7 protein-coding genes are annotated in these 4,393 nt (G+C 40.7%); 6 read left to right on the plus strand and 1 reads right to left on the minus strand.

Translation table 11 applies throughout. The features are described from left to right. Positions 1-25 precede the first annotated feature (25 nt). Positions 26-268, minus strand: coding sequence for a hypothetical protein (locus Q9Q35_RS02435; RefSeq protein ID WP_304651973.1), 243 nt, complete (start codon positions 266-268; stop codon positions 26-28). Between the two features lie 129 nt (positions 269-397). Between Q9Q35_RS02435 and Q9Q35_RS02440 the strand changes: the two genes are divergently transcribed. Genes Q9Q35_RS02440 through Q9Q35_RS11955 form a run of 6 tightly spaced genes read left to right on the plus strand, consistent with a single transcriptional unit; the run spans position 398 to position 3,723 of the window. Further along, complete coding sequence (locus Q9Q35_RS02440) at positions 398-589, plus strand: hypothetical protein (protein WP_112195479.1); 192 nt, start codon at positions 398-400, stop codon at positions 587-589. After that, positions 580-927, plus strand: a complete 348-nt coding sequence (locus Q9Q35_RS02445) for a phage holin, LLH family (protein WP_112195477.1) — start codon at positions 580-582, stop codon at positions 925-927. Before Q9Q35_RS02440 ends, Q9Q35_RS02445 begins: the two co-directional genes overlap by 10 nt. Beyond that, positions 927-2,183 (plus strand): LysM peptidoglycan-binding domain-containing protein, encoded by a 1,257-nt coding sequence (locus Q9Q35_RS02450; RefSeq protein ID WP_191981793.1) that lies wholly within the window; start codon positions 927-929, stop codon positions 2,181-2,183. Before Q9Q35_RS02445 ends, Q9Q35_RS02450 begins: the two co-directional genes overlap by 1 nt. 9 nt (positions 2,184-2,192) lie before the next feature. After that, complete coding sequence (locus tag Q9Q35_RS02455) at positions 2,193-3,335, plus strand: hypothetical protein (RefSeq protein WP_304651974.1); 1,143 nt, start codon at positions 2,193-2,195, stop codon at positions 3,333-3,335. 3 nt (positions 3,336-3,338) lie between these two features. Further along, positions 3,339-3,614 carry a hypothetical protein gene (locus Q9Q35_RS02460; RefSeq protein WP_129303205.1) on the plus strand — a complete coding sequence of 92 codons (276 nt, stop codon included), beginning with the start codon at positions 3,339-3,341 and terminating at the stop codon, positions 3,612-3,614. A gap of 13 nt (positions 3,615-3,627) precedes the next feature. Next, a complete protein-coding gene (locus Q9Q35_RS11955) occupies positions 3,628-3,723 on the plus strand; it encodes an XkdX family protein (protein ID WP_370648875.1) in 96 nt (31 codons plus the stop codon). The last annotated feature ends 670 nt before the right edge of the window (positions 3,724-4,393 follow it).

Raw genomic sequence — 4,393 nt, forward strand, 5'->3', positions numbered from 1 at the left:
ACGCACCGGGCTTTCATCCCGGCTTCTATATTCTTCCTTCATTCTCTTCTTCATTTTCTTTAAATATAGTGTTATAAATTTTGCTTAAAAACTTGTCTGGTTTTCCTTGGCAAAAAACTACTTCTCCTACTCCTAATCTTTCTTTTCTGTTATGGTCAATTTTTGCATATCCTAAATCTTCATATTGATTATTTTTTATTTCTTTTTCTGCTTGTTCTAAAGTCATTTTACTTTGTTGTAATTGTTCTAATATTGTTTTAATTTCCATAGTTGTTGTCCTCCTTTTGTATATTAATAACCTATTTAAGTTCTTCTAATTTATATAACTCTTTTAATGGTATATTATTTTTTTCTGCTAATTGGAATAGTGATAGAACTTCGTTGGGAGTGATGGTTTGTGACTGACCAAGTGTGGGTCGCTGTGATTAGTACGCTTGGTTCTATAATTGTGGCTTACATCACAGCATCTGCTAATAGCAGAAAAGCTGATAAGGAAGATGATATCAGCGAATTAGAGAAGCTTAGAGAAGAAAATGCTAAGCTCAGATCGAAATTGAAAAATAGGGGGAACAAGAAAAAATGGAAATAAATGAATTAGTTGTTACGGTACTCGCAACTGTCTTAACTGCAGTTATCAGCTACTGCGGTCACTTGTTAGCTAAGAATAGTCAAGTGCTAACTGTTTTGCGTGCTATCGAACCTTTGGCAAAAGACGCTGTGATCGCAGCGCAAAAGCTTGGGGTAACTGAGTATTTAACGGGCGTGGCTAAGAAAAAACACGCAGTGCAGACTGTTGTTCAGGCGCTTTCTGACGCAGGGTTCACGATTACAGATGAGCAAGTGATCAAGAATGCAGTAGAAAAAGCGTATGTCGAGCAAAAAGAGTTACTTGCTCAATACCCGCAAAAAAAAGGAGGACTAGATTGATGAAAAAGAAGATTTTAGGAGTTGTCGCAACGGCAGCTCTTTTTTTATCGCTTGCAACGCCAATGACGGCACAAGCTGCTAAAGGCGATCATGGTGTCGACTGGGCCAAATATCAAGGTGCAAATGGTATCTTTGGTTATCCACACGATAAGTTTGCGATCGCTCAAGTCGGTGGTTATTACAATGGTTATTTTGCTGATCAGTGGACCTATCCGACACAAGTACAATATGCGATCGCACAAGGTAAACGAGCGCACACATATATCTATGCACGTTTTAGTAATAAGTGGGAAGCAGACCAAATGCTAAACCACTATTTGCCAAAGGTTCAGACGCCTAAGAAGTCCATTGTAGCTTTGGACGTTGAAGATGGTACACCGAACACCGAAGCAGTGCTGTACGCTTTAGATCGTGTTGAGAAGGCTGGTTATACGGCTGTTTTGTACGGTTACAAGAGTTTCTTACTCAATCATGTTGACTTAGCACGGATCGCACGACAATATCCACTCTGGTTAGGTGAGTACCCAGATTATAATGTTACACCAGAACCGAACTACAACTATTTCCCAAGCTTTGACAATATCGGTATCTTTCAGTTCACTAGTACGTACATTGCTGGTGGATTAGATGGTAATATCGATCTAACCGGATTGTCTGATGTTGGTTACAAAGGTGGTAATGTTGAAAAGCCAGTGACAAAGCCTGATGCAGTCAAGCAAGGGATCATCGCAGATAACACACCGAAGAAGAATATCACAACTGGTTACACAGTCAAAGTCAACTTCAGCGCTAAAAACTGGGCTAGTGGCGAAACAATCCCACAGTGGGTAAAAGGTCGTGACTATCCAGTAATTCAAACAAGTGGCAACAAAGTTTTGCTTGGGGGAATTATGTCATGGATCGATCGTTCTAACGTTGAGATCCTATCGACAGCTAAGCAAAACAACGCTCAAGCTACAACAAGTACGTACACAGTACAATCTGGTGATAGCTTGAGTGCGATCGCAACACGTTTTGGTACAACGGTCAGCGCATTACAGAGTGCTAACAACATTCGAAACGTAAACTTGATCTACCCGGGTCAAGTATTGCGAGTAAACGGCCAAGCTACAATCATGAGCGTATATACAGTACGATCCGGTGATAATCTAAGCACGATCGCTAGTCGTCTAGGCACAACAGTATCACACTTGCAAAGTGTGAACGGGATCAGAAATGCAAATATTATCTATCCCGGGCAAAATTTACGCTACTAGGTGATCGCTATGCGAAAAGTAGCGATAAACAATAGTCTGCAAAAAGCTCGTGATACAAGTCGTGTTTATGAGCTTTTGTTGTTTGACGACGACAAGCAGACTATCGTGTCAGAAAACGATAAGATCACCGTAAAAATCGGTAATAGGACAGGCTTTTTGCTCGACATCGAACCTGGTGTTGCAAATGGTGCGATCACAGTAGACAGCGAAAGATTTGCTGATCTACCTGCGGATGACTATCGACTTGAGATTTGGATGAAGCGCGACAATAAGCTCTATATTTATCCGGACGAGAAGCAGATCACACTGCGATTGTCCAGCACACTCAACGATCTCACAGGCACAATGCTAAGCACGATCACAATCGAGCAACTTAGAAAGGAAATCGCTGAAAGTGGCGGAGCTGATGTACCTGTCATTGGTCCAAAAGGTGAAAAAGGCGACCAGGGACCACAAGGAGACCCTGGTCCTGCTGGTCGTGACGGTCTAAATGGTAAGGATGGTGCTCAAGGACCTAAAGGTGACAAAGGAGATACTGGACCTGCTGGTGAACGTGGACCAGCTGGGAAAGATGGCCAAAATGGGCATGATGGCAAGGATGGAAAGTCAGCCTACCAAATTTGGCTGGATCTTGGAAATACTGGCTCGGAACAGGACTTCATTGACAGCTTGAAGCCTAAATCAGACGAAAGCAACAAAGTCAGCGAAGCACGACATGCGCCGACTGCGTGGACGTTAGATCGCAGTACGACACCTTGGACATTGTGGTTCGATAATGGTTGCGGCTTACAGTTTCCGGAGTATACTACAACTTCTACGGTCTATGGTTACGGCTTTGCTGGCAATCTAAATGCTACTGATTTTGCAACTTGGCCACTTGTACCAAATGTGATCAGTGCATCACGAGGAACGCTTACACTTGATAAATTTAGAAGCAAGGTAGGAGCTTTTGATTACTGGTCGCCATTAACAAAGGTGATAAATCCACTGCAAGACGCAATTAAGTACGATTGGAGCAATGCTTTTGGCGATGCGGGCACGAATAGTGGTTCGTACGGACGCAAACCTAATTTTGCCCGTGTTATGTATGAACTGGGCATCTGGTCTGATGCTGATGTCTTAAGTATTGGAGCAATTAGAAAGGAAGTTTAAAATATGTCTATCTATTATATGTATGACGCAGTGACAAAAGAGTTTATCGGTGAAGTGCAAGCACCTAACCAGCCAGCAAACTCGACTGAGTTGCCACCAGTTCGAAATTTTAACGACAAAACATACAATCTTCAAGATCCGGTTTGGAATGGCGAAAAATGGACTGGTGCAAATGAAAAGCTTGATCTTTTAGATTTGATCAACGATTTGGCTATTCAAATGGGACAGCACGAAGCACGTTTAGTAGCTTTAGAAGGTGGTGATACAGAAGATGTATAATGTATGTAAAGCAATGCACAAGCTAGGATTATCTATCAAGAAGTTTGTGAAGATGAAAGCTATCACGAAAGAACAGTATGAAGCAATTACTGGAAAGAAATATGAATAGCTAAACTAAGCGCCACGCTCGAAAATATCGGGTGTGGCGCTTTTTTGTTGCAAAAAAATTACCCTCCAACTATTAGTTGGAAGGTAAGACTGTTGCGAGTAACCAGCTCGCTATCAAGGTATGGAACCTTGCTATCAACATCTTCATAATAAGATAGTTATTTATTTATGTCAAGATATTTTGTATACTAATGTGGTACGTGAAATCTAACCAATTTCAATTAGTACACAAGGTGGTGAAGTACCTTGCTATCAACATTTTTAAGCTTGATCTTGGCTATCCTAGTCAATTTAGTATCAAGCATTATCTATGATTGGTTGAAAAACCATCTATAGATAACATGGCCCTGGTCGCTTCGGTGATCGGGGTATCTTTTTATAAAAATAGCACCCCGTAAAAAATACAAGGTGCTAGCTTACACGAGACAACAACTGGACAACAAAATATAAATTTATATCATTTTTTAACTGATCGTTGTCTTTGAAAACGTTGATTTAACACAATTAACTGTTTTTAACTGCATATTAAGATGCATCACCTGGGAGTCGAACCCAGATTACAAGAACCGGAATCTTGCGTGCGATCCATTACACTAGCGATGCGTACTTTATTATATTAAAATATATTTGATATAATTACAAGTATAAATTTGCAAAAAGGATAAAAAAAT

Source organism: uncultured Ligilactobacillus sp. (genome assembly GCF_948826705.1).
Taxonomy (GTDB): domain Bacteria; phylum Bacillota; class Bacilli; order Lactobacillales; family Lactobacillaceae; genus Ligilactobacillus.

Coding starts and splice junctions, on each gene's coding strand:
- Q9Q35_RS02435 (WP_304651973.1), bottom strand. CDS start 268: ATGGAAATTAAAACAATATTAGAACAATTACAACAAAGTAAAATGACT.
- Q9Q35_RS02445 (WP_112195477.1), top strand. CDS start 580: ATGGAAATAAATGAATTAGTTGTTACGGTACTCGCAACTGTCTTAACT.
- Q9Q35_RS02450 (WP_191981793.1), top strand. CDS start 927: ATGAAAAAGAAGATTTTAGGAGTTGTCGCAACGGCAGCTCTTTTTTTA.
- Q9Q35_RS02455 (WP_304651974.1), top strand. CDS start 2,193: ATGCGAAAAGTAGCGATAAACAATAGTCTGCAAAAAGCTCGTGATACA.
- Q9Q35_RS02460 (WP_129303205.1), top strand. CDS start 3,339: ATGTCTATCTATTATATGTATGACGCAGTGACAAAAGAGTTTATCGGT.
- Q9Q35_RS11955 (WP_370648875.1), top strand. CDS start 3,628: ATGCACAAGCTAGGATTATCTATCAAGAAGTTTGTGAAGATGAAAGCT.